General features: G+C 72.3%; 16 protein-coding genes and 1 other RNA gene. 10 read left to right on the top strand and 7 right to left on the bottom strand.

Annotated elements, in window-relative coordinates; genetic code table 11:
- Window positions 1-21: 21 nt before the first annotated feature.
- From AB0412_RS26215 to AB0412_RS26195, 5 genes are all read right to left on the bottom strand, one after another.
- Window positions 22-2,286 (bottom strand): bifunctional glycosyltransferase family 2 protein/CDP-glycerol:glycerophosphate glycerophosphotransferase, encoded by a 2,265-nt coding sequence (locus AB0412_RS26215; protein WP_366405028.1) that lies wholly within the window; start codon window positions 2,284-2,286, stop codon window positions 22-24.
- Between the two features lie 152 nt (window positions 2,287-2,438).
- Window positions 2,439-3,353 carry a carbohydrate ABC transporter permease gene (locus AB0412_RS26210; protein WP_366405027.1) on the bottom strand — a complete coding sequence of 305 codons (915 nt, stop codon included), beginning with the start codon at window positions 3,351-3,353 and terminating at the stop codon, window positions 2,439-2,441.
- The gene (locus AB0412_RS26205) at window positions 3,350-4,696 is read right to left on the bottom strand and encodes a sugar ABC transporter permease (RefSeq protein WP_366405026.1); all 1,347 of its coding nucleotides are present in this window, start codon (window positions 4,694-4,696) and stop codon (window positions 3,350-3,352) included. Before AB0412_RS26205 ends, AB0412_RS26210 begins: the two co-directional genes overlap by 4 nt.
- 7 nt (window positions 4,697-4,703) lie before the next feature.
- The gene (locus tag AB0412_RS26200) at window positions 4,704-6,110 is read right to left on the bottom strand and encodes an ABC transporter substrate-binding protein (RefSeq protein ID WP_366405025.1); all 1,407 of its coding nucleotides are present in this window, start codon (window positions 6,108-6,110) and stop codon (window positions 4,704-4,706) included.
- A 153-nt stretch (window positions 6,111-6,263) separates the two neighbouring features.
- Window positions 6,264-10,082 carry an FHA domain-containing protein gene (locus AB0412_RS26195; protein WP_366405024.1) on the bottom strand — a complete coding sequence of 1,273 codons (3,819 nt, stop codon included), beginning with the start codon at window positions 10,080-10,082 and terminating at the stop codon, window positions 6,264-6,266.
- Window positions 10,083-10,471: 389 nt separating this feature from the next.
- Here AB0412_RS26195 and AB0412_RS26190 point away from each other — a divergent pair, with 389 nt between their 5' ends.
- From AB0412_RS26190 to AB0412_RS26175, 4 genes are all read left to right on the top strand, one after another.
- A complete protein-coding gene (locus AB0412_RS26190; protein ID WP_366405023.1) occupies window positions 10,472-12,124 on the top strand; it encodes a serine/threonine-protein kinase in 1,653 nt (550 codons plus the stop codon).
- 128 nt (window positions 12,125-12,252) lie between these two features.
- Window positions 12,253-13,491, top strand: a complete 1,239-nt coding sequence (locus tag AB0412_RS26185; RefSeq protein WP_366405022.1) for a serine/threonine-protein kinase — start codon at window positions 12,253-12,255, stop codon at window positions 13,489-13,491.
- A 136-nt stretch (window positions 13,492-13,627) separates the two neighbouring features.
- On the top strand, window positions 13,628-14,734 hold the full coding sequence (gene prfB / locus AB0412_RS26180; protein ID WP_366405021.1) for a peptide chain release factor 2: 1,107 nt from the start codon (window positions 13,628-13,630) through the stop codon (window positions 14,732-14,734).
- Between the two features lie 309 nt (window positions 14,735-15,043).
- Window positions 15,044-15,676, top strand: a complete 633-nt coding sequence (locus tag AB0412_RS26175) for an LPXTG cell wall anchor domain-containing protein (protein WP_366405020.1) — start codon at window positions 15,044-15,046, stop codon at window positions 15,674-15,676.
- Between the two features lie 105 nt (window positions 15,677-15,781).
- Here AB0412_RS26175 and AB0412_RS26170 read toward each other — a convergent pair whose 3' ends face one another.
- Complete coding sequence (locus tag AB0412_RS26170) at window positions 15,782-15,973, bottom strand: hypothetical protein (protein WP_366405019.1); 192 nt, start codon at window positions 15,971-15,973, stop codon at window positions 15,782-15,784.
- A gap of 278 nt (window positions 15,974-16,251) precedes the next feature.
- Between AB0412_RS26170 and ftsE the strand changes: the two genes are divergently transcribed.
- From ftsE to AB0412_RS26140, 6 genes are all read left to right on the top strand, one after another.
- Window positions 16,252-16,941 carry a cell division ATP-binding protein FtsE gene (gene ftsE, locus AB0412_RS26165; protein ID WP_366405018.1) on the top strand — a complete coding sequence of 230 codons (690 nt, stop codon included), beginning with the start codon at window positions 16,252-16,254 and terminating at the stop codon, window positions 16,939-16,941.
- A 35-nt stretch (window positions 16,942-16,976) separates the two neighbouring features.
- Window positions 16,977-17,894: a permease-like cell division protein FtsX gene (gene ftsX / locus AB0412_RS26160; RefSeq protein ID WP_366405017.1), complete on the top strand. Its 918-nt coding sequence runs from the start codon at window positions 16,977-16,979 to the stop codon at window positions 17,892-17,894.
- 68 nt (window positions 17,895-17,962) lie between these two features.
- On the top strand, window positions 17,963-19,123 hold the full coding sequence (locus tag AB0412_RS26155) for a S41 family peptidase (RefSeq protein WP_366405016.1): 1,161 nt from the start codon (window positions 17,963-17,965) through the stop codon (window positions 19,121-19,123).
- Between the two features lie 59 nt (window positions 19,124-19,182).
- Window positions 19,183-19,662: an SsrA-binding protein SmpB gene (gene smpB, locus AB0412_RS26150; RefSeq protein ID WP_366405015.1), complete on the top strand. Its 480-nt coding sequence runs from the start codon at window positions 19,183-19,185 to the stop codon at window positions 19,660-19,662.
- Between the two features lie 118 nt (window positions 19,663-19,780).
- Window positions 19,781-20,185: a transfer-messenger RNA gene (ssrA, locus tag AB0412_RS26145) on the top strand.
- A 107-nt stretch (window positions 20,186-20,292) separates the two neighbouring features.
- Window positions 20,293-21,294 carry a PHB depolymerase family esterase gene (locus AB0412_RS26140; protein WP_366405014.1) on the top strand — a complete coding sequence of 334 codons (1,002 nt, stop codon included), beginning with the start codon at window positions 20,293-20,295 and terminating at the stop codon, window positions 21,292-21,294.
- A 9-nt stretch (window positions 21,295-21,303) separates the two neighbouring features.
- Here AB0412_RS26140 and AB0412_RS26135 read toward each other — a convergent pair whose 3' ends face one another.
- Complete coding sequence (locus AB0412_RS26135) at window positions 21,304-22,311, bottom strand: LacI family DNA-binding transcriptional regulator (protein ID WP_366405013.1); 1,008 nt, start codon at window positions 22,309-22,311, stop codon at window positions 21,304-21,306.
- Window positions 22,312-22,376 lie beyond the last annotated feature (65 nt).

Raw genomic sequence — 22,376 nt, 5'->3', positions numbered from 1 at the left:
ACACGGGGCGCGGATACGGGGTCAGACGCGGTCGGCGACGGGCAGCGGGACCGCGGACTGCTGCGGCACCGTCGTCAGCGGCGGCCGGTCGAGTCCGGCGGCGGCCGACGGCACCGGACGGCGCTCGGCCGGCGGGATCACCGGCGGCAGCTCGGTCTCGCCGAGCACCACCCGGCGGACCACCCGCTCCGCGGCGCGCCCGTCGTCGTGCGGGCAGAACCGGGCGCGGAACACCGCCCGCAGCTGCGCGGAGCGCGAGCCGCGCCAGTGCCCGGTGGCGAAGATGTCGATCAGCTCGTCCTCGCTGCGCGCGAGCGCCCCCGGCGGGAACGCGGCCACGTCGAAGTAGGTGCCCCGGGCCGCCTCGTACGCCTCCTGGTCGGGGATGTGCAGCACGATCGGCCGGTCCAGGCCCGCGTAGTCGAACATCAGCGAGGAGTAGTCGGTCACCAGGGCGTCCGAGGCCAGACACAGCGACTCCACGCTCGGGTGACCGGAGACGTCCACGACCCGGCCCGAGGTGACCGCGAGCGGAGCGTCGTCCAGCGGGTGGGCGCGGGCCAGGATCACGAACCGCGGGCCCAGGCGGCGGACCACGCGCTCCAGGTCCAGCAGGCGGGGCTGGGTGCGGCGGTGGTCACGGTGGGTCGGCGCGTACAGGATCGCCACCGCGTCCTCGGGGACGCCCAGGGACTCCCGCAGCCGGGCCACGTCCGCCTCGGTCGCGGTGTGGAGGCGGTCGGTGCGCGGCTGGCCGTACTCCAGCGTGGTGTAGCGGCCGGGATACACCCGCTCCCAGGTCAGCGTGGAGTGACGGTTGGCGGAGACGACGTAGTCCCACTGGTCGACGCCCTCGAGGACCCGCGCGAAGTCGGTGCCCCGGGACGCCGCCGGGCGTTCGAGGAGGTCCAGGCCCATGTGCTTGAGCGGGGTGCCGGCTTGTGTCTGCACGAGGGTCTGGCCCTTGCGTTTGACCAGGCCGGGCTCGAAGTCCGTGTTGCTCACCAGATACGCGGAGCGGGCCAGGGCGGTCCAGTAGGCGGCCGTGCCGGGGACCAGGCGGCGCGGGCCCGGCGGGACGGCGTGCCGGTGCTCGGGCCGGGCGACCCAGGCGGTGCGGATGTGCGGGGCGAGGTCGCGGAACGCGGACTCCAGCGCGCCCGGGTTGCAGCCGTGGCCGCGCCCGTCGTGAGCGGCGAAGACCGCCCGGTCGGTGCGCAGCGGAAGCAGCCGCTGGACGCGGTAGTGCAGGCGCAGGGCGGTGGAGCGCAGGGCGCCCAGCAGCCGCCCGGCGAGCCCGGCCGTGCCGTGGTGCAGGGCCCGCGCCGACCGCAGCGTGCGGTAGGTGCGGTGCATTCCGAAGCGGATCAGGGTGTGGTGGACGCGGACGCGCGGGGGGAGGGGCACACCGGGGGAGCGATAGCGGCGGTAGTGGGCGCGGGCCCGGCGCAGGAACTGGGCGCGCGAGCCGCGCGGCAGCCGCTCACGCCGGGCGTAGACCGTCGTCAGATGGTCGACCATGCGGCGGAACAGCACCGGCCGCCAGCGCTCCAGTTCGGGCCGCGCGTCGACAAACGCGAAGACCCGGTCGTACTGGTCGAACACGTCGAAGTGCCGCTCGCTGGTGGTGCGCAGGATGCCGCCCACCCGTCGCTGCCGGTAGTGCACGCACACCCGGTCCAGGGTCGCGATCGACTCCGCGGTCATCAGGACCGGGTACGTCCAGGGCGTGTCCTCGTAGTAGCCGGGCGGGAAGACGAAGCCCTCGCGCTCGACGAACTCCCGCCGGTACGCCTTGTTCCAGGCCACCATCAGCAGGTTCAGCAGCCCCGGCCGGTCCTCCAGGCGGAACGGGGCCGGGCCGCGCTCGGTGAGCTGGGCCGCGACCCGGTTGCGCACGGCCTGACCGGACCAGTACGTGCGCGCGTAGTCGTAGACCAGCACATCCGGCTCGCCGGTCTCCTTCAGCCGGTCGGCCATCGTCATCAGCGCGTCCGGGGTGAGGGTGTCGTCGCCGTCCAGGAACACCAGGTAGTCGCCGGTAGCCCGCTCCAGGCCGGCGTTGCGGGCGGGACCGAGACCGGCGTTCCGGGGCAGGTGCACAGCCCGTACTCGCGGGTCGCGGGCCGCGAACTCGTCGATCACCGCGCCACAGGCGTCCGGCGAGCAGTCGTCGACGGCGATCAGTTCGAGGTCGGGATACGACTGGGACAGCACCGATTCGAGGCACTCGTGCAGATACGCCTGAACCTGGTACGCGGGGACAATGACACTGAACCTGGGCAACGGGCATCCATGGGTCGGCGCGGGCGTTCGGCCCTGTCGGAACGGTCACTGGGCCGTCCCGGTTACGCCGGCTGCGGCATCCGGGGGACACCGGTCACCCGAAGGGGCGGACTTCCCGCCGTCCGCCCCTTCGACTTGACGCCCTCCGGCGGCTACTTGACCGCGCCCGCCATCACGCCGGAGACGAACTGCCGCTGGAACGCGAAGAACACGATCAGCGGGATCACCATCGAGATGAACGCGCCCGGCGCCAGCACCTCGATGTTGCTGCCGAACTGCCGTACCTGTGAGGTCAGCGCGACCGTGATCGGCTGGCTGTCCGAGTCGGTGAAGATCAGCGCGACCAGCATGTCGTTCCACACCCACAGGAACTGGAAGATGCCCAGCGCGGCGATCGCCGGTCCCGCGAGCGGCATCACGACCCGTACGAACAGGCGTAGTTCACCGGCGCCGTCGAGGCGGGCCGCCTCCAGCAGTTCCCGTGGGATCTCCGCGAAGAAGTTCCGCAGCAGGAACACCGCGAACGGCAGGCCGAAGCCGACGTGGAAGAGGATCACACCGGTCAGCGAGCCGAAGATGCCGAGGTTGCCGAAGAGTTCGGCGACCGGGAGCAGCGCGACCTGCACGGGGACGACCAGCAACGCCACCACGCCGAGGAACCACCAGTCCCGGCCGGGGAACTCCATCCAGGCGAAGGCGTATCCGGCGAGGGAACCGATCACCACCACGAGGACGGTCGCCGGCACGGTGATGTACACCGTGTTGAGCAGCGAGCCGGTGATGTCGTCGTTCTTCAGCAGGGTCTCGTAGGCGCCGAAGGTGAGCTGCGAGGGCTCGGTGAACACGTTCCACCAGCCGCTGGCGGCCATGTCCTGCGGTGCGCGCAGACTCGCCAGCAGCAGACCGATCGTCGGGACCAGCCAGAACAGGCCGACGACGATCAGGAACACCCGCACGAACCCGCCGCTGACCCATCCGGCGATCCTGGACCCCAGCGACTCCTCGGTCTTGACGGTCGGCACGGGCGGCGAGACCGCCTTGGTGACACTCCCGGCGTCCGCACTCATCGCCTGACCTCCCGCCTGAGCCGTCGGATGTTGAACCACATCACCGGGATCACCAGGAGCAGCAGGAACACCGCGATGGCGCTGGCGATGCCCGGCTGGTCGGCGGCGAAGCCCTGGCGGTACAGCTCCAGAGCGAGGACGTTGGCGTCGTCCTGCGAGGAGCCGGGCGCGATGATGAAGACCAGGTCGAACACCTTCAGCACATTGATCATCAACGTGACGGTGACGACCGCGAGGACCGGCGCCAGCAGCGGCACGGTGATCCGTCTGAACACCTGCCACTCGTTGGCGCCGTCCACCCGCGCCGCCTCCAGCAGATCCCGCGGCATGCCCGCGAGCCCGGCCGCGATCAGCACCATCGCGAACCCGGCCCACATCCAGATGTACGAGCCGATGATGGCGGGCGTGACCAGTGACGGGCCGAGCCAGTCCAGGCCGTTGTAGGGCTCCTTGAAGTTGCTCGCGGGCAGCCGGAGCTGAGCCCCGTCGGCCTTCGCCGACAGCGAGAACGTGCCGTCGTCACCGGCGGTGGCCGTCTCCACCACCTTGCCGTCCTTGACGGCCTCGATCTTCATGCCGGCATAGCCCAACTCCGAGGCGTCGACGCCGTTCAGCGTGCCGACGCCCTTGCCGCGGGTGAAGTCCTGCCAGGTCGTGCCGGTGATCCGGTCGCCCTCCGGCTTCGGCGCCGCCGCCCGTTTCGCGTCGTCCGGCATCAGATCGGGGGCCACCCCGACCAGCGGCAGCGTGACCGTGTCGCCCGCGCTGACCGTGCCCTTGGTGACGAAGGCACCGCCGCCGGCCGGCTCCAGCGGCGATTCGCGGCCCGGGTGCGCCTTCGGGAACGCCGACGACTGGGCGAAGGTGTCGTGCACCCCCACCCACACCGCGTTCGCGACGCCCTTGTCCGGGTCCTGGTCGTACACCAGCCGGAAGATGATGCCCGCCGCCAGCATCGAGATCGCCATCGGCATGAAGACGACCAGCTTGAACGCCGTGCCCCAGCGCACCCGTTCGGTCAGCACCGCGAAGATCAGACCGAGCGCGGTCGCGATCGTCGGCGCGAACACCACCCAGATGATGTTGTTCTTCAGGGCCGTGCGGATGCCGTCGTCGGTGAACAGGGCCTGGTAGTTGTCGAATCCGGCGAAACCGTCGCCGGACTGGTCGTAGAAACTGCGGATGACGGAGTACCCGATCGGGTAGACCACGAGCGCCCCGAGCAGTACCAGCGCGGGCAGCAGGAACAGCGCCGCGACGGTCCTGCGGGTGCCGGTGACGCTCTTGCGCGACCTGGGAGCGGCAGGGACCTTCGCGGTCCCCGCCGCCGTGTCCGACGCCATCGCCGGATCAGTTCCCGTACGCCGCCGCCGCGTCGGCCTCCAGCCGCTGCTGGGTGCCCGCGACGTCCTTCGGGTTCTTCAGGAAGTCCTGCAGCGCCTTCCACTCGCCCTTGCCGGGCGTGCCGCCGAAGGCCTGCGGGGCCTGGTCGGACATGTCGAAGCGGAAGTCGTCACCGGCGTCGATGAGCGCCTTGGCCATCTTCTGCTGGACCTCGTTCGGATACGCCGAGTTCGGCACGTTCTTGTTCGGCGAGAGGTAGCCGCCCAGCTCGGCCTGGATGCTCGCCGCGTCCGGGGAAGCCAGCCACGTCGCCAGCGCCTGCGCCGCCTTGGAGTCCTTCAGGATCACCGCCGCGTCACCGCCGGACACCACCGGCGGGGTGTCGCCGACCGCCGGGAACGGGAACACCTTCGCGTCCGTGCCGACCTTCGCACCCGCCTCGACGATGTTGACCTGGGCGAAGTCGCCCTCGTAGACCATCGCCGCCTTCGGCTGGTCGCCGCCGGTGAAGGTCTGCGTGACCGAGTTCGGGAAGTCCGTCTGCAGGGCGCCCCTCGCGACGTAGTCCTTCTTGCCCCAGACCTCGGCCAGCGTGGTCAGGGCCTCCTTGACGGACGGATCGGTCCACTTGATCTCGTGCTTGGCCAGCTGGTCGTACTTCTCCGGGCCGGCCTGGGAGAGATAGACGTTCTCGAACCAGTCGGTCAGCGTCCAGCCCTCGGCGCCGCCGACGGAGAACGGGGTGACGCCCGAGTCGTACACCGTCTGCGCGGTGGTGAGCAGCTCGTCCCAGGTCTTGGGCTCGGCCGCGCCCGCGTTCTCGAAGACCTGGGCGTTGTACCAGATCAGCGACTTGTTGGCGGCCTTGTAGTAGACGCCGTAACTCTTGCCGTCCACCTTGCCGATGTCCTGCCAGCCCTGCGAGTAGTTCTCGGCCAGCTCCTTGGTGGCCTCGGCGCCGAGCGGCTTGGCCCAGCCCTTGTCGACGGCCTGCTTGATGGCTCCGGGCTGCGGCAGCATCGCGATGTCCGGCGGGGCACCGCCCGCCACCTTCGAGCCGAGGAAGTTGATGATCGGGTCCTGCGCGGGCACGAAGTTCACCTTGGCGCCGGTGCGCTTCTCGAACTCCGCGAGGACCTTCTTGAAGTTGTCCTGCTCGGCGCCGGTCCACACGGCGGCCACCTCGAGGGTCTCGCCGTCCAGCTTGGGGAGGGTGACGTTGGTGCGGGTCTCGTCGCCGCCGCCCTCGTTGTCGCCGCCGCCGTCGTCGTCGCCTCCGCACGCGGTGAGCGAGACCGCGAGCACACCCGCCGCGAGGGCGGCGGCGGTCCGTGCGGCTCTGCGCGTGCGGGGAGTCGCCGTGAGGTTCTCGGGCGACCTGCGTATCCGGATGATCCTGCTCGCCTTGCGCATCACTGCCCCGTTCTTCGTACCTCGTCGAACGTCGAGCGCTGTCCCGTGCGCTCTGGTCTACGCCCGGCGGGTCGGGGCGGCAAGAGTGCGTCCGGTGTCAAGTCCGCGATCGTGATCGTGTCGTGACGGCAACGCGGCGCGCTGGTACGGGAGTTACAGGAGTGACGGGACCTCGGCCGCCGCGACCTCGCGGGCGGCTCGCTCCAGCGCGCTGGCGAGCAGGGCCAGGTCGGTCGGACCGTTGCCCAGTTCGCGGACCGGGCGGCGGGTGGGCGGGTCACCCATGCGGTGCCACTCCAGCGGGATGACGGTGGGACGCAGGGTCGCCGTCCGGGGGATACGGCCGGTCACGCGTCCGCCCTGGAACTGCGTCACCCGGCCGTCCGCCAGGGCCAGCCGGCCGCGCCCCGGCGCCGGTTCGTCCGGTCCCGGCGCGGGCGCCTCCAGCGTCACGCGCAGCGTGGCCCGCCGCACCGGCTCCGTCTCGGCCGTACGGGCACACGGGCCCGTCGCCGCCACCAGGTGCACCCCGAGCCGCTCACCGTCGCGTGCAACGGCCTCCAGCGCCCGCATCACCGAACCGGCGGCGGGCCGTCCCGGCGCGCCGAGCGCGGGGGAGACCAGCGCGTCCAGATCGTCCACGACGACGACCAGCCGGGGCAGCGGTGGCGCGGCCTCGGACTTGGGCTTTGCCGCGCCCGGCCGCAGCCGCAGCGTGGAACTGGGCGGGGTGTCCAGATCGCCGTCGCGCTGGGCGACCATACGCTCCGACAGCTCCCGCCCGGTGTGCCACTCCGCGAAGTCGGACCGGCCGAGCAGCTCCGCGCGCCGCTTCAGCTCGGCGCTCAGCGACTGGGCGAACTCCCGCATCCGCACCGGGTCGTTGGCGGCGAGATGCGTGGTGACATGCGGTACGTCCGTGCACACGTGCAGGCCCTCGCCGTGTCCGGCGGCGCCCGGCGTGCCCGCGCCCCGGCCGTCGACGAGCACGATGCCGAGCCGGTCGGGGCGTTCGGCGGCGGCCAGCGAGGCGACGACCGCCCGCAGCAGCTCCGTACGCCCGCTGCCGGGCGGGCCCTCGACCAGCAGGTGCGGTCCGTCGGCGGCGAGGTCGGCGGCGACGGGGCCGCGCGGACCGGCGCCCAGCACCGCGGTGACCCGGCCGCCCAGCGCCCCGGTGTCGTCGGCCGCGTCCGCCCAGCGGGCCATCAGCGAGGCCGGGGTGGCGCGGGCCAGGCCCAGCTCGTCCAGCAGACGGGCGGACTGGGGCAGGGGCGCGGACACGCGCGGATGCCGCTCGGCGGGCGTGCCCTCGGGGCGCAGCGGCGCCAGCGCGCGGGCGAACCGCTCGGCCCAGGCGGCGGACACCGCGTCGACCGTGGCGAGCGTGCCGTGACCGACCGGCCCCGGCGCGGTGCCCGAGCCGGTGCGGGCCACCCGCAGCAGCCGCAGGGTGGTCGCCACGTCCCCGCTGAGCAGCGCGACGGCACCGCACTCCCGGAACGTCGGCGCCACCGCGCAGGCCGCCTCGTACGTCTCCGCGACCGGGGAGGCGGGAGAGGCGGCCGGCGTCTCGGCGAGACAGAGCACATGGATCCCGGCTCGCGGCCCCTCCACGGCCAGCCGCGCCACGGCCTCGCGAACGTCCGCGCCGCCGGGGTCGCCGTCGACGACGAGCACGCTGTAGGGGCCGGGGGTGTCGGAGCCGCCGGTGTCGTCACGGGCCCAGGAGGGGCGCCGGGCCGGTGCCGTGGGGGAGGGGTACGGGGTGTGGCCGGGGTCGTCCAGGCGGCGCAGGAGCTCCTCGGTGCGGGCCGTGGCCTGCTCGCGGTCGTGGGCGAGGAGCAGGCGGCAGTCCTGGCCGTGCCCCGGACGCAGGTGCGGCAGCCAGCCCAGCCAGGACCACTCGGCGGTGCGCTCCTCCAGCGGGCGGGAGCGGTCCGCGGCGAGGAGCACGATCTCGAGCGTGTCGGGGGAGTGCAGCGCGGCGAGCTGGGCCAGCACGGCGCGGGTCAGCCCGGTCAGCCGCTCGCGCGGACCGGCCAGCCCCAGCGCGCCCACCTCACGCAGGCCGACCGTCACGGGGACGGCCGGCAACAGCCGCCCCGACCCGTCCGGCGCGGCCCGGTCGGCCGTGCCGAGCCGCACGGCCAGGGCCTCGGGATGCCCGGGCTCGCGCTCCCACAGGCGGGGCCCGGGCCCCAGCGCGGTGAGCAGCAGGGCGGCGGGGTCCGGCCAGGTCTCGGGCACGGTGTCGTGGAACTCGGCGGCCGGAGCGCGGTCGTCGGCCACCTGGACGGTCTCCGCCTCATCGGCGGCCGTCCGCCCTCCGGCCAGCCGCCGCGCCCACGCGGTGATCCCGCCACGCCTGCGGGCGCTGCCCGCACCACGCGGGGTGGAGCGCCCGAGTCCGGTGGTGGTGGGGGCGGACGGAGAGACGGGGGCGGCAGGGGCGGCGGATGAGGCGGTGCCGGTGGTGGCCGTGGTGCGGGCGGTGGGGGTGCCCGGGTGGGCGTCCTGGGGACCGGAGGGGTGGCCACCGGGCACGCCGGAGCCGCCGCCGACGCCGGGCCGGGCGGTGACACCGGGGGCGAGGGGTGCGCCGTGGGCGTCGGCGGGCAGGTGTCCGGCGTCCGCGGTGTGGTGGCCGGGCCTGCCGCCGGCGCCGTCGGTGGAGCCGAGCGGCGTGATCGGGGACTCGCCGGTCCTCGGGTGGCCGCCGAACACACCGGTGCCGTCCTGGGTCTCACCCCGGGGGTCGGCGGGGTGACCGGCGGGCCCGCCGATCCCGCGGCGCTGCGCGGGCGCGCCGGTGCCGCCGGCGGTCTCGCCCTCGTGAACACGGCTGTGCGGCCGGGCACCGCTGCCAGGGGTCTCCGCCGACGCGTGACCGCCGGCTCGGTCGCGGGCGCCCGCGACATCGCCGATCCCCTGGCCCCCGGCTGGGCCCCCGGTTCCGTGCGGTCCGGTGCTGCTGTCATGCGCCGCCCACGGCCGGTCCCCGGTCCCGTCGTGGCCCCCGGGCCACGCGCCCGTGGCGTAGCCCGCCTCGGCCGCTTCCGGTCCCTCGGGAGCCCCGTCGTGCCGCGCGCCGCCGGCCTGCCGGACCGCGGGGTCCGACGCGCCCTGCGCCGGCCGGGGTCCGGGTACCTCCGTCTGCCGTGGTCCCGAGACGCGGCGGCCCTTCAGTGGGCGCGCGCTGTCGGGGCGTGACTCGATGTCCGGGGCGTTGCCCTGGGCCGGGACCTCGGAACGCGTACCCGGCCCGCCGTAGGCGTGGTGGGTCGGCTGCTCGGGGGACTCGCTGTGCGGACCCCCGACGCGGACGTGGCCCTCGTTGTCCGGGGTCGTGCGCGTGCGCGCCGCCGGGCCGTCGGACGGCGTGAGCCGCAGGGCCGACTCGCCGATGCGGAGCAGGGCGCCCGGCGCGAGACGGACCGCGCGGGAGCCCACCTGTCGTCCGTCCAGCGTCGTGCCGTTGGTGGAGCCGAGGTCGGCGACCGAGACATGGCCGTCCGGGGCGACCGTCACCGCGCAGTGCAGCCGGGAGACGTCCGGGTCGTCGAGCGGCACGTCGGCGTCGGCGGAGCGGCCGATGCGGATCTCGCCGCCGTGCAGCAGATGGACGCCGCCCGCGTCGGGACCGGCGACGACATGGAGCCGGGTCGGGGCGTCGTCCAGCTCGGGATGCGGCTCGGGTTCCCCCGGCGCGCCCACGGCCAGCACCGCCCCGTCGATCAGCGGCGGCTCGCCCAGCGTGCAGCGCTGCGCGTCCAGCCGCTGGTCGCCCGCGTACAGCACCGGGGCGCCGGAGGAGCCCTCACCGCCGGAGACCGCGGAGGCCAGCGCGGAGGCGACCGCGGCCAGTGCCGTGCCCGCGGGCGCCGTGACCAGCACGTCGCAGCTGGCGGCCCGGTCCCGCGCGGGGGCGGCCGCACCCAGCGGGTCTACGACGGTCAGCCGGATCTGCATCGCCGTCAGCGGTCCCTTCTGCGCGGGCGCGGAAGGTCCCCCCACCCCGCACGAGCACGTCGGCCAGTACTGCACGCATCCTCGCACCTGCCACCGACAACGCGCCCGCCGCTCCCGGACAAGTGATCTTGATTGGTCGGCTCTGCCCGCAAAAGTGCCTGGCGAGGGCCCCACCGGCGACCGATTGAGATCGGTCACGTCCGTTTTCGGCAACCGGGAGACCGAGGCGAGCGTCTTTCGTGAGACCGAGGCGAGCGTCTTTCCTTCGAACGCGTACGGGAGTGTGTACGTAAGACCCACAGAAAGACGACAGCCCGGTCTCGCGCACCACGGCACTACAGTGGGTCGGAACGGCAAACAGGCAAGGCAAGCAGCAGGGAGCGCGTGACGTGCGGCCAGTCGGCAGCAAGTACCTCCTCGAGGAGCCGCTCGGTCGCGGCGCCACGGGGACCGTCTGGCGTGCGCGCCAGCGGGAGACCGCGGGCGCCGAGGCGGCCGTGCCCGGACAGCCCGGCGAGACCGTCGCGATCAAGGTCCTCAAGGAGGAGCTCGCGAACGACGCCGACGTCGTGATGCGCTTCCTCAGGGAGCGCTCCGTGCTGCTCCGGCTGACCCACCCCAACATCGTCCGGGTCCGCGACCTGGTCGTCGAGGGCGACCTGCTCGCGCTGGTCATGGATCTCATCGACGGCCCCGATCTGCACCGCTACCTCCGCGAGAACGGCCCCTTCACCCCGGTGGCCGCCGCGCTGCTCACCGCCCAGATCGCCGACGCGCTCGCCGCCAGCCACGCCGACGGCGTCGTCCACCGCGACCTGAAGCCGGCCAACGTCCTGCTCAAGCAGCAGGGCGGCGAGATGCACCCGATGCTCACCGACTTCGGTATCGCCCGCCTCGCCGACTCACCCGGCCTCACCCGCACCCACGAGTTCGTCGGCACGCCCGCGTACGTCGCGCCCGAGTCCGCCGAGGGCCGCCCGCAGACCTCCGCGGTCGACATCTACGGCGCCGGCATCCTGCTGTACGAGCTGGTCACCGGCCGCCCGCCGTTCTCCGGCGGCTCCGCGCTGGAGGTCCTCCACCAGCACCTGAGCGCGGAGCCGCGCCGCCCGTCCACCGTCCCCGACCCGCTGTGGACGGTCATCGAGCGCTGCCTGCGCAAGAACCCCGACGAACGCCCCAGCGCCGAGAACCTCGCCCGCGGCCTGCGCGTCGTCGCCGAGGGCATCGGTGTGCACGCGAACTCCGCGCAGATCTCCGCCGCGGAGAACGTCGGCGCGCTCCTCATGCCCGATCCGGCCCCCGCGCCCGTGCCCGGCACGCCGGGCGCCGCCGATCCGACGCAGGTGCTGCCGCACGGAGCCGGGTCCTACGATCCGAACGGCGCGACCAGCGTCCTGCCGCACACCGGCGGCCCGTCCGGTGCGGCCGACCCCACCGCCGTCATGCCGCCGGTGCCGCAGGGGCAGCCGGGCGGACCGGGGCAGCCCGGCCCCGAGGAACCGCACCCCTGGCAGAACCAGCTGCGCGCGGCCCGCGACCGCAACGAGCAGACCCAGGTCCAGTACCTGGACCCCAGCCAGGACCCGCTGCGCCGCCGCCCCCAGCGGCAGGTCGCCCGGCCGCAGCAGCCCCCGCAGCGGCGGCCCCAGCCCCAGCCTCCGCAGCCCGGACCGGGCTACGGCTACCCGCAGCAGCCGCAGCCGCAGCGGTACGCCACCCCGCAGCCGCAGCAGCCGCCCCAGCGGTACGCGCCGCCGCCCGCCCCGCCGGAGCCCCAGCGGCCACGGCGTGAACCGCGCGAGCCGCGCCGCCGCAGCGCCAACCCCATGCGGATCCCCGGCCTCGGCTGCCTCAAGGGCTGTCTGTTCACGATCGTCATCCTGTTCGTCGCGGGCTGGCTGATCTGGGAGCTGAGCCCGCTGCAGTCGTGGATCGGCACGGGCAAGGGCTACTGGGAGCAGCTGACCGACTGGTTCGGAACGGTGACGGGCTGGATCGAGGACCTGGGCGGCTCGGAGCCGAAGGATCCCGCGGCCTGAGTGCCGCCGGCGGCCGACGCCGTGTTTGCTGATTTGTCGACATCCAGCGGGTGATTTCCGTCTCCGCGGTGAAGGTTGGCTTCCCGGACGCGTAGTTTTAGCGACAACACGCGTCGGTAGGAGCAGTCTTGGCACGGAAGATCGGCAGCCGGTACACCGCCCATCAGATCCTCGGACGGGGCAGCGCCGGCACGGTGTGGCTGGGCGAGGGCCCCGAGGGGCCTGTCGCGATCAAGCTGCTGCGTGAGGACCTCTCCTCCGACGAGGAGCTCGTCGGCCGCTTCGTGCAGGAGCGCACCGCGCTGCTCGGACTGGAGCATCCGAACGTCGTCTCCGTGCGCGACCTGGTGGTCGACGGCAACGACCTCGCCCTGGTCATGGACCTCGTCCGCGGTACGGATCTGCGCACCCGCCTCGACCGGGAGCGCAGGCTCGCGCCGGAGGCCGCGGTGGCGATCGTCGCCGATGTCGCGGACGGGCTGGCGGCGGCGCACGCGGCGGGGGTCGTGCACCGGGACGTCAAGCCGGAGAACGTCCTGCTGGACATGCAGGGCCCGCTCGGCCCCGGCGGCTCGCACCGCGCGCTGCTGACGGACTTCGGTGTGGCCAAGCTCATCGACACCCCGCGCCGGACCCGCGCCACGAAGATCATCGGGACGCCGGACTATCTCGCCCCGGAGATCGTGGAGGGCCTGCCGCCGCGCGCCTCCGTCGACATCTACGCGCTGGCCACGGTCCTGTACGAGCTGCTGGCGGGCTTCACGCCCTTCGGCGGCGGCCACCCGGGTGCGGTGCTGCGGCGGCATGTCACGGAGACCGTGGTCCCGCTTCCCGGCATCCCGGACGAGCTGTGGCAGCTGCTGGTGCAGTGCCTGGCGAAGGCGCCGGCGTCGCGGCTGCGGGCCTCCGAGCTGGCCGCGCGGCTGCGGGAGCTGCTGCCGATGCTGGCGGGAATGCCGCCGCTGGACGTGGACGAGCCGGATGCGGAGCCCCTGCGGGAGGAGGCCGCGGACCCGGAGGAGCCGGTGTCGTCGTCCGGGCCGGTGCGCCGGGGAGCGGTTCCGCTGGTGCCGGGCGCGAAGCCGTCCGACTCGAACCGCGACACGCATACGTCGATGAGGGTGCCGGCGCCCGACGAACTGGCCGGCGGCGCGCACGGCACGGCCCGCGCACCGCGGGCGGCGGGCGCACCGCGTCCGGGCTCGGCGCGCAACCGCGCGGTGACGCGGCGACGCCGGCTGACGCTGGCGGCGTGCACGCTGGCGCTGGCCACGGCCGTGGGGGTGGGCGCGTGGCTGGCGGCCTCCGGGGACGAGGAGGACGCGCCTCCGCAGGACACGAACAATTCGGCACCGGCGTCCCCGTGACCCACCAGGGGGCTCCGCCCCCTGGACCCACCCCCGGCCCGTGCCCACCCACCCACCACCCGACTCGGTCGGTTCAAAGGTCACCCGACAACGCCGCCCCCGCCTGACCGCGCCCCGGAGCCGTTACGCTGGAGGTGTGGCAGTCGTCGATGTATCCGAAGAGCTCAAGTCCCTCTCCTCGACCATGGAGTCGATCGAGGCCGTCCTGGACCTCGACAAGATGAGGGCAGATATCGCCGTGCTCGAGGAGCAGGCGGCCGCGCCGTCCCTGTGGGACAACCCGGACGAGGCGCAGAAGATCACCAGCAAGCTCTCCCACCTCCAGGCCGAGGTCAGGAAGGCGGAGGCACTGCGCGGCCGGATCGACGATCTCGCCGTGCTGTTCGAGATGGCCGAGGAGGAGGACGACCCGGACACCCGCGCGGAGGCCGAGGCCGAGCTCACCGAGGTCAGGAAGGCGCTGGACGAGATGGAGGTCCGCACCCTCCTCAGCGGCGAGTACGACGCCCGCGAAGCCCTCGTCAACATCCGCGCGGAGGCCGGTGGCGTCGACGCCGCCGACTTCGCCGAGAAGCTCCAGCGGATGTATCTGCGCTGGGCCGAGCAGCGCGGTTACAAGACCGAGCTGATCGAGACGTCGTACGCGGAAGAGGCCGGCATCAAGTCGACCACCTTCGCCGTGCAGGCGCCCTACGCCTACGGCACCCTCTCCGTCGAACAGGGCACGCACCGCCTGGTGCGCATCTCGCCCTTCGACAACCAGGGCCGCCGCCAGACCTCCTTCGCGGGCGTCGAGGTGCTCCCCGTCGTGGAGCAGTCCGACCACGTCGACATCGACGAGTCCGAGCTGCGCATCGACGTCTACCGCTCCTCCGGCCCCGGCGGCCAGGGCGTGAACACCACGGACTCCGCGGTGCGCATCACGCACCTCCCCACCGGCATCGTGGTCTCCTGCCAGAACGAGCGCTCCCAGATCCAGAACCGCGCCACCGCCATGAACGTCCTCCAGGCCAAGCTGCTCGAGCGGCGCCGCCAGGAGGAACAGGCCAAGATGGACGCCCTCAAGGGCGACGGCGGCAACTCCTGGGGCAACCAGATGCGTTCGTACGTCCTGCACCCGTACCAGATGGTCAAGGACCTGCGCACGGACTACGAAGTCGGCAATCCCGAGGCCGTGTTCAACGGCGAGATCGACGGCTTCCTCGAGGCCGGAATTCGCTGGCGCAAGCAGCAGGAGAAGTAACGCCCCGCGCGCACGCGACTTTGTCGACAAGGCAACTGCCGCCTTTCGGGCGGCGGTTGCCTTTTCCGTACCCGGGATGTCTGGGTTTTACATCACACTCACACCTTCCCTGTTCGGCAAAGCGTGCGTTCCAGGACATCGCGTACGCAACGGCCTTGACGTCCTTTTGAAAAATGGGAAGGGTGAAGCGTGGCATGCGTATCTCTGGGGCGCATGTGAACCGGGGGGCTCTTCACCACTGTCACCTCCGTCGATCACGGCCCCCGAGCGCCGCCTCACTGACGATGAGCTACTGGGGGTAGCAACCAGATGACCAAGAAGACGCGGATCCGTGTCGCACGGATCGCGGCCGGCGCCGTGATCGCGGCCGGCGCCTCGCTGACCGCCGCCGGTGCGGCCTCCGCCCTCGACATCGGTGTGAGCGCCGGTGTCGGCGAGGAGGGCGTCGACGTCGGCGTCGGCCTGGGCCTCGGCGAGGAGGACCCCACGGACGAGCCCACCGAGCCGGAGGACCCGCCGACCACCATCCCCGAGGACCCCACGGACGAGCCGACCGAGCCGGAGGACCCGCCGACCGACGAGCCCACCGAGCCGGAGGAGCCCGAGGAGCCCACGGACGAGCCGACCGAGCCGACCGAGGAGCCCACCGAGGACCCGACCACCCCGGGCAACGGCAACGGCGGCGGCAACGGCAACGGTGGCGGCAACGGAGTCGACCCCGACGGTGGCGCGTCCACCCAGGAGCAGGGCTCCTCCTCCCTCACCGACACCGGCGAGGAGGCGCCCGCCACCTCGGCGCAGGGCAACGGCAAGGAGCTCGCCGAGACCGGTGCCGCCGAGACGACCTTCCTGGTCATCGGTGCCGCCACGATGATCGCGGGCGGTATCGGCTTCCGGGTGCTGCCGCGTCTGATGACCGGCCGCGGCGGAGCGGCTGCCTGAGGTAGCGGCGCGCGTACGTACCGTACGTGAACGTGAGCCGGAGGGGCCCGGAGCGTGTGATGCGCTCCGGGCCCCTCGGGCTTGTACCGGTCTGTGTCGGCTACGTCACACTGTCTGGTGGGCGAGCAGTGCCAGCGCCGCGACCAGGACCGCGAGCAGCGCGATCAGCGCCATCGGGTTCAGACCCGCGAAGAAGTTCTCCTGCTGCAGCCGCTCGCGGTTCGCACGGCACACGGGGCACCGGCCCTCGCTCACGGGCGCGGCGCAGTTCGCGCACACCAGCCGGTCGTACGTCATGCGCGCTCGCCCTCCTTGCACCGGTTCCATGTAGCCAACGCTCGCGGGGGTGCGAACGTTCCCCCTCCACTGTGCCAGGTTCCTGCGGAGCTTGCGCCGGGCGCCCGGTAAAGGGGGGGCTTGCTGCGGTCCGGCGGCTGCGGGTCGTGGGTGGTCGCGCGCGCAGTTCCCCGCGCCCCTTCAGGTCGGCATCCGCCCCCGGCGGTGCAAGGGTGCGGTCAGCGTTCCGGTTCGCGTATGGTCACGCTCATCTACCCCCGGCGACCCGTGGTGCATCCGTGATCCGATTCGACAATGTCTCCAAGGTCTACCCCAAGCAGACCCGCCCCGCACTCAGGGATGTGTCCCTGGAAGTGGAGAAGGGCGAGTTCGTGTTCCTCGTGGGGTCCTCCGGCTCCGGAAAGTCCACCTTCCTGCGGCTGATCCTCCGCGAGGAGCGGGCCAGCCACGGACAGGTACACGTCCTCGGCAAGGACCTCGCCCGCGTCTCCAACTGGAAGGTGCCGCAGATCCGGCGCCAGCTGGGGACGGTGTTCCAGGACTTCCGCCTGCTGCCGAACAAGACGGTCGCCGAGAACGTCGCCTTCGCGCAGGAGGTCATCGGCAAGTCCCGGGGCGAGATCCGCAAGTCCGTGCCGCAGGTGCTCGACCTGGTCGGGCTCGGCGGCAAGGAGGACCGTATGCCGGGTGAGCTCTCCGGCGGTGAGCAGCAGCGCGTGGCCATCGCGCGGGCCTTCGTCAACCGGCCCAAGCTGCTCATCTGCGACGAGCCCACCGGCAACCTCGACCCGCAGACCTCCGTCGGCATCATGAAGCTGCTCGACCGCATCAACCGGACGGGCACCACCGTGGTGATGGCGACGCACGACCAGAACATCGTGGACCAGATGCGCAAACGCGTCATCGAGCTGGAGAAGGGCCGCCTCGTGCGCGACCAGGCACGCGGCGTCTACGGCTACCAGCACTGACCGAACGGCTCCACGGAAAGGCTTGACCAGACGCCATGCGCGCCCAGTTCGTTCTGTCGGAGATCGGTGTCGGTCTCCGCCGCAATCTGACGATGACCTTCGCCGTCGTCGTCTCCGTCGCCCTGTCGCTCGCCCTGTTCGGCGGGTCGCTCCTGATGAGCGACCAGGTGAACACGATGAAGGGCTACTGGTACGACAAGGTCAACGTCTCCATCTTCCTGTGCAACAAGAACGACGCCGAGTCCGACCCCAACTGCGCCAAGGGCGCGGTGACCGAGGACCAGAAGAGCCAGATCAAGACCGATCTGGAGAAGATGTCGGTCGTCGACACGGTCACCTACGAGTCGCAGGACGAGGCGTACAAGCACTACAAGGAGCAGTTCGGCGACTCCCCGCTGGCCAGCTCGCTCACGCCGGACCAGATGCAGGAGTCGTACCGCATCAAGCTCAAGGACCCGGAGAAGTACCAGGTCATCGCGACCGCCTTCGACGGGCGTGACGGGGTGCAGTCCGTGCAGGACCAGAAGGGGCTGCTGGACAATCTCTTCGAGCTGCTGAACGGCATGAACTGGGCGGCCCGCGCGGTGATGGCGCTGATGCTGGTGGTGGCCCTGATGCTGATCGTCAACACGGTGCGCGTGTCGGCGTTCAGCCGGCGACGGGAGACCGGGATCATGCGCCTGGTCGGTGCCTCGGGCTTCTACATCCAGGCGCCGTTCATCATGGAGGCGGCGGTCGCCGGACTCATCGGCGGCACCCTCGCCTGTGCCTTCCTGCTGATCGCCCGGTACTTCCTCATCGACCACGGGCTCGCCCTGGCCGACCAGCTGACACTGATCAACTTCATCGGCTGGGACGCGGTGTTGGCGAAGCTGCCGCTCATCCTGGCCACGAGTCTGCTGATGCCGGCGTTGGCCGCGTTCTTCGCGCTGCGCAAGTACCTGAAGGTGTGACATGTGCCAAGAAGGGGCGTGCGACCAACGGGCCGTGCGCCCCTTCGCGTTGTCCTAGACTCACCGGCATGTCAGGTCGTGACCTGTTCTGTCAGCCCCGCCGCATCCGCCGCGGGGCCGCCCTGACATTGGTCTTCGCGAGCGTGCTGGTCGCGGGCGCCGCCACCGGCAGTCTGCCCGAGGCGGACCGCAAGACCGCGACGGACGGGGCCCGTTCGGCGGCTCCCGCCTCGCACCACGCGGACGTCGCACGGGCGGCCGAGGAGGCGATCGCCGACGGCACCTCTCCGGTGGAGGCCGCGCAGCGCGCCGTCAGCCGCAGCGGAGACCGTTGGGGCGCCGTCTACTCCCCGGGCGAGTACGAGGAGTTCGAGGAGACCCTCGACGGCCAGTACACCGGCGTGGGTCTGTGGGCCCGTCAGCGGGACGGCCGTATCGAGGTGACCGAGGTGGGCCGCGGTACCCCCGCCGCAGAGGCCGGGATCCGCCCCGGCGACCGGCTGCGCAGCGTCGACGGCGAGAAGGTGGACGGACGTCCGGTCACCGAGGTCGTCTCCCTGCTGCGCGGCGACCCCACCGGCGAGGCCCCCGGCACCTCCGTACGCCTCGGACTGGAGCGCGGCACGCGCGTGTGGACCGAGACCCTGCGCCGGGCCCGGCTCTCCCGGGACTCGGTCACCGTCCGCGAGCTCTCCGGCCGGGTCACCCTGATCAAGGTGGCCGCCTTCACCAAGGGCTCCGGCGATCAGGTCCGCGACGCGGTGCGCCGGAGCCCGGCCGGGGCCGGCATCGTCCTCGACCTGCGCGGCAACTCCGGCGGACTGGTCGCCGAGGCCGTCACCGCCGCCTCCGCCTTCCTCGACGGCGGCCTGGTCGCCACCTACGACGTCGAGGGCGAGCAGCGCGCCCTGCACGCCGAGTCCGGCGGCGACACCACCAGACCCCTGGTCGCGCTCGTCGACGGCGGGACGATGAGCGCGGCCGAGCTGCTCACCGGCGCCCTCCAGGACCGCGCGCGGGCGGTCGTCGTGGGCTCCCGCACCTTCGGCAAGGGCTCGGTGCAGATGCCGGCCCGGCTGCCCGACGGCTCGGTCGCCGAGCTGACCGTCGGCCACTACCGCACCCCCGCCGGCCGCGGTGTCGACGGCCGCGGCATCACCCCCGACCTCGAGGCCGACGAGCAGGCCCTGCGACGGGCCGAGACGATCCTGACCGGGCTGGGCCGCTAGCGAACCGCGGTAATCCGCTTCCCGCCGACCCCCTCCGTAGTGCGAAAATGGGCCGCACTATGGCTAAGGAAAAAGGGCGCAAGCTGATCGCGCAGAACAAGAAGGCGCGGCACGACTACCTCATCATCGACACCTACGAGGCCGGTCTGGTCCTGACCGGCACCGAGGTGAAGTCGCTGCGCCAGGGCAGGGCGTCGCTGGTGGACGGCTTCGTCCAGCTCACCGACCACGAGGCCTGGCTGCACAACGTGCACGTCCCGGAGTACAGCCAGGGCACCTGGACCAACCACAGCGCCCGGCGCAAGCGCAAGCTGCTGCTGCACCGCGAGGAGATCGACAAGCTGGAGGCCAAGTCCCAGGAGACGGGCCACACCATCGTGCCGCTCGCCCTGTACTTCAAGGACGGCCGCGCGAAGATCGAGATCGCGCTGGCCAAGGGCAAGAAGGAGTACGACAAGCGCCAGACGCTGCGCGAGAAGCAGGACCGGCGTGAGGCCGAGCGGGCGATGTCGGCGGTCCGCAGGAAGCAGCGGGCGTAGGGCCTCCGGCGGGCGCGGGAATACGCTGGCATCGACCCGCGTTGGTCACGTACGATGGCTCCTGCACCTCACAGCGGGTGCGTGCGACCCCTCTCCGGAGGGTTTGAGAAGTCAACATGGGGATGATCGGTTTCGACAGCGGATGTCGAAGCAGGGGAAGCGTGTCGAGGAAGCGGCCATGATCTCGTAAACCACAGGCCGAAAAAAATAATCGCCAATTCCAAGCGATCCATCTCCCAGGGCGAGCTCGCCCTCGCTGCCTGATCTTCAGGTAGCGAGCAGCGGCTCCCCTACTTAAAGGGAGTGTCAGCCCGGGGGTGTTCCCGACCCGGATCCTGGCATCATCTAGGGAACTAAACCTCGATCCCGGTCACGGGGTGAAGAGGGAAACCACACAGTGACTGAGCCCGTCGGAGACTTGTCGGCGTGATCTCCGGGGCTGAGAAAAGCACAGCCGACTGCACACGGAGAAGCCCTGGTTCTGCACCGTTGGACGCGGGTTCGATTCCCGCCATCTCCACAATCTCCATGTGACGAGGACCCGGTGGTGTCACACCACCGGGTCCTCGTCGTTTTTGTGGGGCGCGACGCCATATCGAGGGGTGCTTCACGCTTCTACCTTCCCTCCCCATGACTCTCCCCACGAAGAAGACGACTCCCCCCACGAAGCAGAGCAGAGCCGCGACCTTGCTCACCGTCCTCGCAGCGCTGCTCTCCGTGCTGCTCACCCCGGCCCCGGCCGCCGCCGCCTCCCTCCAGGAGGTCACCGGCTTCGGCTCCAACCCGGGCGCCCTGAAGATGTACCGCTACGTCCCCGACGGGCTGCCCGCCGGACGCCCCGTCGTCGTCGCCCTGCACGGCTGCACCCAGAACGCCCCCGGGTACGCCACCGGCACCGGCTGGACGCAGCTCGCCGACCGCTGGGGCTTCTCCGTGGTGCTGCCCCAGCAGCAGTCCGCCAACAACCCGTCGCACTGCTTCAACTGGTTCCGGACCGGGGACATCGCCCGCGGCCAGGGCGAGGCCGCCTCGATCGCGCAGATGGTGGACCGGCAGCTCGCCGACGTCGCCGGGGACGCCTCGCGCGTGTATGTCACGGGGCTGTCCGCGGGCGGTGCGATGACCGCCGTGATGATGGCGGCCTACCCGGAGAGGTTCGCCGCCGGAGGCGTCGTCGCCGGGCTGCCGTACGGGTGTGCGCAGGCCGCGGGCTCGCCGTACGTGTGCATGTACGTCGGCGCCACCCAGAGCCCGGCGCAGTGGGGCGACCGGGTGCGGGCGGCGCGGCCCGGGTACACCGGCCCCTGGCCCACCCTCACCGTCCTGCACGGCACGGCCGACTACACCGTGAAGCCGGTCAACATGACCGACCTGGTGGAGCAGTGGACGAACGTCCACGGGGCCGACCAGGCCGCCGACGTCAGCGACACCGTCGCCGGGTACCCGCACCAGGTCTTCCGGGGCCCGGGCGGCAACGCGGTCGTCGAGACGTACAGCGTCACCGGGATGGGACACGGCCAGCCCGTCGACCCGGGGAGCGCGAGTACGCAGTGCGGGACGGCCGGGGCGTACTTCCTGGACGTGAACCTGTGCGCCGCGCACCGGCTGGGGACCGCCTGGGGACTGGGCTGACCGCGGGCCTCACGGCATGCGCGGCGCCGTGCTCCCGCGCTCCGTCAGCCGGGGCGGCAGCACCGTGACCTGCGGTACGGGGGCGCCGGACAGCTTCCGTACCAGCAGGTGCACCGCGCGTGCGCCCAGTTCCGCGGACGGCACGGTCACCGAGGTGACCGGGACGCGGGCACCGGCCGCGACCGGGGCGGGGCAGACGGCGACCAGGGACAGATCGCCGGGGATGCGCAGGCCGAGCTGCTCGAAGGCGTCGATCAGGGGGTCGAGCAGCGGCTCGTTGTGCACCACGACCCCCGTCAGCGCGGGCTGTTCCCGCAGCAGCCGCTCGGCGAGCGCGCGGGCGGCCTCCCGGCCGCTGCCGCACGGGTGCACGCAGGAGGCGAGCCGGTGCCGGTCGGCGGCGGCCGTGAAGCCCTGCACGAGCCGCCGCGCGAAGGCCGTGCGGCGTACGTACACCTCCGGCGGTGAGCCGACCAGCGCCACCGTCCGGTGGCCGAGCCGCGCCAGATGGTCCACGCACAGCTCGCCGGCCGCGTGGAAGTCCAGGTCGACACAGGTCAGCCCGTCCGGGTCGGCGGGGACGCCGATCAGCACGGACGGTAAGGACAGCGAGCGCAGTAACGGCAGCCGGGGGTCGTCGAGCTGGACGTCCATGACCACCACCGCGTCCGCCGCCGCGGTGTCCGCGAGGCGTCCGACGCCCTCCTCGCTCGCCCCGTGGGTGAGCAGCAGCACATCGTGGTCGTGGGCGCGGGCGGCGGTCACCACCGCCACCGCGAACTGCGTCACCACCGGCACATGGACGCCGGAGCGCATCGGGAGCGACAGCGCCAGCACCTTCGACCGCCGGTCGGCCGGGTCCCGGGCGCCGGGGTGCGGGCGGTAGCCCAGCTCGCGGGCGGCCGCCTGGACGCGCCGCCGGGTCGCGTCGGAGATGGGGCGCTTGCCGCTGAGCGCGTAGGAGACGGTGCTGGGGGAGACCCCGGCCCGCCGGGCCACATCCGTGATCTTCACCATGGGGGGTCCTTCTGCCGAAGGGGGAAGGGAGAAGGTCGCCGACGGACGTCGACGGGGTGTGCGTC

Source organism: Streptomyces sp. NPDC052012, assembly GCF_040689265.1.
Taxonomy (GTDB): domain Bacteria; phylum Actinomycetota; class Actinomycetes; order Streptomycetales; family Streptomycetaceae; genus Streptomyces.
Note: the sequence above shows the minus strand (reverse complement) of the source record. Positions and strands in the feature narration are given on the sequence as shown.

Bases quoted from the DNA above. Each gene is read 5' to 3' on its own strand.
- AB0412_RS26210 (WP_366405027.1), bottom strand. From the start codon at position 3,353: ATGAGTGCGGACGCCGGGAGTGTCACCAAGGCGGTCTCGCCGCCCGTG.
- AB0412_RS26170 (WP_366405019.1), bottom strand. From the start codon at position 15,973: ATGACGTACGACCGGCTGGTGTGCGCGAACTGCGCCGCGCCCGTGAGC.
- ftsX (WP_366405017.1), top strand. From the start codon at position 16,977: ATGCGCGCCCAGTTCGTTCTGTCGGAGATCGGTGTCGGTCTCCGCCGC.
- AB0412_RS26155 (WP_366405016.1), top strand. From the start codon at position 17,963: ATGTCAGGTCGTGACCTGTTCTGTCAGCCCCGCCGCATCCGCCGCGGG.
- AB0412_RS26140 (WP_366405014.1), top strand. From the start codon at position 20,293: ATGACTCTCCCCACGAAGAAGACGACTCCCCCCACGAAGCAGAGCAGA.
- AB0412_RS26200 (WP_366405025.1), bottom strand. From the start codon at position 6,110: ATGCGCAAGGCGAGCAGGATCATCCGGATACGCAGGTCGCCCGAGAAC.
- AB0412_RS26195 (WP_366405024.1), bottom strand. From the start codon at position 10,082: ATGCAGATCCGGCTGACCGTCGTAGACCCGCTGGGTGCGGCCGCCCCC.
- smpB (WP_366405015.1), top strand. From the start codon at position 19,183: ATGGCTAAGGAAAAAGGGCGCAAGCTGATCGCGCAGAACAAGAAGGCG.
- AB0412_RS26135 (WP_366405013.1), bottom strand. From the start codon at position 22,311: ATGGTGAAGATCACGGATGTGGCCCGGCGGGCCGGGGTCTCCCCCAGC.
- AB0412_RS26175 (WP_366405020.1), top strand. From the start codon at position 15,044: ATGACCAAGAAGACGCGGATCCGTGTCGCACGGATCGCGGCCGGCGCC.
- AB0412_RS26205 (WP_366405026.1), bottom strand. From the start codon at position 4,696: ATGGCGTCGGACACGGCGGCGGGGACCGCGAAGGTCCCTGCCGCTCCC.